The following is a 4,029-nucleotide window of genomic DNA, read 5'->3' on the forward strand; positions in this document are numbered from 1 at the left end:
TACATTTCTTATAGTAGTTATACAGTCTAATTGTAATTTTTTTCTAAGTTCTTTTATATATACATCAGTCTAATTGTAATTTTTTTCTAAGTTCTTTTATATATACATCTATTACTCGATCATAAGGAGTTTCTTCGCTGTCTTTCCATACATAATCAATAATTTGCATTCTTGTTAACACTTGTCCATTATTATTCAATAAACATTTTAATACTTCTAGTTCTTTTGCATTTACATCTATCTCTTCACCATTTATTTTAGCTGTATAGCTATTAAAATTAACTGATAGATTCTTGTATTCAAACTTCTCTAAATATCCATAATTCTTCTTAATTAAAGAATCTATTCTGGCCTTTAAGACCGGCAATGAAAATGGCTTTTCTATATATCCATCCGCCAGATTAGTAAACGCATCAATTTTATATTCTTCATCACTAAATGCAGTCAGGATTAGAATTGGTAAATTGCTTTTCTTTCTAATTTCTTTCAACACTTCTAAACCATTTATAAAAGGTATCTGTATGTCTAAGATAACCAGATTTATATCGCTATCAAATTTTGACAAGGCTTCTCTTCCATCTTTAGCTTGAATAACAGTATATCCAAATTCTGAAAGATATTCACTTAATCCCTCTCTTATCATATTATCATCTTCAACAATTAATATTTTCATGTATACCTCCACTTAAGCCTATTCGCTTATATTGTACAGCATATTATTGGATATTTAAAAGCAAAAAAATTTTTGGTGCTAAAAAGCACCAAAAATTTATTTATTGTCAATTAATAATTCTTTTGGATTCCTTCTTAATATATTGAATGAAGAAATAATCAAAGATACAAGAAGTACTAAACTCATAAATATAACTACATAAAATATGAATTTAGGTAATACATTTATATCTAAACTTGATAATGTCTTGTTAAATCCTTCAGCTTCTGCCCCACCACCTAATTGGCTAGATGCAGATTGTCTGGCAATTTGTTTAGCTATATCACCAGTAACCTTATTCAATATATTATTCCCAAGCTTTTCAGCTGTATACCTAGCTAAGAAATAAGAGCCAACATATGCGGGGATTGATATAAATACCATCTCAATCAGGAATTGACCAAAAATTTCTAATTTTGATATACCTAATGATAGTAATACTGCTATTTCCTTCTTTCTGGCATTCATCCATAATAATAATAATAATGAAACTACAACTCCTGCAAATATTAATGAGCCAGCAAATAATTTATTTGAAATTGAGTAGATACCTGATATAGATTGTTGTAATGCAGGATAATTTGATGAACTTTTAATCAAATTATATTCTCTCCAATTTATATCTAATTTCTCAATCTCTTTTATTACACTATCAAGATTCTTATCACCTTTTACAAAGAATGTTGCATCCTGGTATACAGCTGTATCTTCTGTATTACCATAAACTTTAGCAGCTGTATGAACATCAGTAATTAATGTATTTTCGTATAGTTCCTGTGCTGCACTTACTCCACCACTATTATGCCCATCGAATAGACCTTTAATTTCTACTTCTACTGTTTCATTTGCACCTTTCTCATTATCAGCATCAAATAAATTAGATTTTATTTTTATCTTATCTCCAACTTTAAGATTATTTTTTTCAGCTAAATCTTTATGCATTAAGATTTTATTTTTATCTTCATTTTCTAAATGCTTTCCTTCTACTAATTTATATGCTCCTGATACAAATTTTGTTTCTTTTGATGAGTCGTTAACCCCAGTTAACATAACTGTTCTTTTGAAATTCTTTGCTCTTTTAGGCGATTGATTCGCAAGAGTCTCTTTAGTTTCAATAATATCATAATCAACTAAATCTGCAACACTGTTTATTCTTTTTACATAGGAGTCTATACTATCTGTTTGAGCTATCTTTTTAATATCTTCACCTTTTACATTTCCTCCACCTCTAGGTGTTCCTGGATTTACTTGTCTATTTATCTCCATAGAAAAACTATTTGTTATATTAGCAAATGTTTCTTTTGAAGCTCTGTCCGTAGCATCTTTAATAGATAAACTTATAAGACTTAAAGTTGACATAGCCAAAATAACTAACATAATAATTATTGATTTTAAGCTTTTTCTAGTTACATAAGCAAATGCATTTTTATCATTATTCAACCTCCAAATTCATTTTATTTACTTTTTTTAACTTTTTACCACTTAGTTCTAAAATGATATCCGCAGAATCTGATACTTCCTTACTGTGTGTTACAACTATTACACATTTATTTCTATCTTTAGCTAATGTCTTTAATATATTAATTATTTCTCCGGCAGTAACACTGTCTAGATTACCAGTAGGCTCATCAGCTAGTATTATTGGAGCATCTGATACCAATGCTCTGGCAATAGCTACTCTTTGCTGCTGTCCACCAGATAATTTCATAACATTTCTTTTTATTTGTTTTTTATCTAAGCCTAGTTCAAACAAGATACTTTCATCTGCTGATTTATTCACTAATCTAATATTTTCAATCGGCGATAAATAATCTATTAAATTATAGTTTTGAAATACTAAAGATATATTATTTTTTCTATGATTACTATATCCTTTCTTTTGTATATCTTCATTCTTAAACAATATTTGTCCTGTTTTAGGTTTATCGAGTCCAGCAAGTAAGGAAAGAAGTGTAGATTTTCCTGCTCCTGACTTTCCTACTATCGCATAAAACTTCCCAAGTTCAAATTTTTGATTTACTCCTGACAAAACTTTTTCTTTAGAATTGGCATAACTATATGATACATTCTTTATTTCTAATATTTCCATCATTTTCTCCTAACTTATTTTTGATAATATTTCTTTAGGCTTCTTGATTAATATTAATGAAGAAGCAAATACAACTGATAAAACAATAATACTTATTAATATTAAATAACTTTGTCCAAGTGTTGTAATATTTAACATAAAACTATCATTTATTAAACTTCCACCAGAAATCATTGAGTCCTCTGAGTTAACGATTCCACCTGCAATTACTTTTAGTAATACATTTCCTAAAAATAAGGAAGATATTATACTTGGTATCGATATGAATAATAACTCGAATATAAATTGCATTATAATATGTATCTTAGATGTTCCAATAGATAAAAATATACCTATTTCATAAATTCTTTCTCTTAACCATAGAATCAAGATTAATGAAAGAACAACCATCCCACCTAACATAATAGAATAAGTCATTATTTTTATTATGTGTTTTATTCCACTCACTGACTCCAAAGACTCTTCAAACGCATTAGAATCTTTTTCAACAAAATACTTTGACTCATCAATTTTAAGCTCTTTTAATTTGTTTAAGGCTAAGTCCGTAGATTCTGCACTACCAGAATACATTAAAATTTTATTTGCAATTTTATTATTTTCTGATTTATTTAATATCTCTTGGCTTGTTGAATAATCTACAAACACCATATTTTCGCTAAAATCAGAAGATAGCCCTGTATATGTTTCATGTTTTTTACCAGAAAAGATCCCTATAATTTTAAATTTATGACTTTTTATCTTTCCACTTTTTTCAATATCTAGTAATTCAAGATCAACTTCATCACCTAATTTTAGATTGTTTTGTTTAGCAAATTCTTCATGAACAATAATTGAATCCTTATCATTTTCTCCTATATTTTTACCTTCTTTAATTGTAAATACTCCACTACTAAATAAAATATTTCTTTTAGTATTATTTGTAGCTTCGAGTGAAACAACATTCTTAAATTCGTCAGATAAATCTTCTCTATTTATTCTTTGTTCTCCGCTAACTACTTTAGCATCTTTTAGCTTTGCTAATCCATCATATTTGAATTATTTTTTCTTCAATTTCTTTTATTCTCCGCTAACTACTTTAGCATCTTTTAGCTTTGCTAATCCATCATATTTGAATTATTTTTTCTTCAATTTCTTTTATTTTTTCAATATCTTTAAATTCATTAACATTAAAATAGTTACCATCTTTTTTTGTTTATTGATATTGAAGAATTAGAACTTTCATATAAAG

Annotated in this window: 4 protein-coding genes; all 4 read right to left on the reverse strand. The window is 27.4% G+C overall.

Features of this window, described 5'->3' with window-relative positions:
• Positions 1–64: 64 nt before the first annotated feature.
• On the reverse strand, positions 65–673 hold the full coding sequence (locus tag DW963_RS13000) for a response regulator transcription factor (RefSeq protein ID WP_502694439.1): 609 nt from the start codon (positions 671–673) through the stop codon (positions 65–67).
• 96 nt (positions 674–769) lie between these two features.
• Positions 770–2,089 carry an ABC transporter permease gene (locus tag DW963_RS13005; protein ID WP_117916341.1) on the reverse strand — a complete coding sequence of 440 codons (1,320 nt, stop codon included), beginning with the start codon at positions 2,087–2,089 and terminating at the stop codon, positions 770–772.
• A gap of 55 nt (positions 2,090–2,144) precedes the next feature.
• Positions 2,145–2,801 (reverse strand): ABC transporter ATP-binding protein, encoded by a 657-nt coding sequence (locus DW963_RS13010; protein ID WP_117916339.1) that lies wholly within the window; start codon positions 2,799–2,801, stop codon positions 2,145–2,147.
• Between the two features lie 9 nt (positions 2,802–2,810).
• Entirely contained in the window at positions 2,811–3,449 is a 639-nt protein-coding gene (locus DW963_RS14205; protein ID WP_502694440.1) for an FtsX-like permease family protein, read from the reverse strand.
• Between the last annotated feature and the right edge of the window lie 580 nt (positions 3,450–4,029).

It is taken from the genome of Eubacterium sp. AM46-8, assembly GCF_003466705.1.
GTDB lineage: Bacteria > Bacillota > Clostridia > Lachnospirales > Lachnospiraceae > Lachnospira.

Coding starts and splice junctions, on each gene's coding strand:
- DW963_RS14205 (WP_502694440.1), bottom strand. CDS start 3,449: ATGGTGTTTGTAGATTATTCAACAAGCCAAGAGATATTAAATAAATCA.
- DW963_RS13000 (WP_502694439.1), bottom strand. CDS start 673: ATGAAAATATTAATTGTTGAAGATGATAATATGATAAGAGAGGGATTA.
- DW963_RS13010 (WP_117916339.1), bottom strand. CDS start 2,801: ATGGAAATATTAGAAATAAAGAATGTATCATATAGTTATGCCAATTCT.
- DW963_RS13005 (WP_117916341.1), bottom strand. CDS start 2,089: ATGTTAGTTATTTTGGCTATGTCAACTTTAAGTCTTATAAGTTTATCT.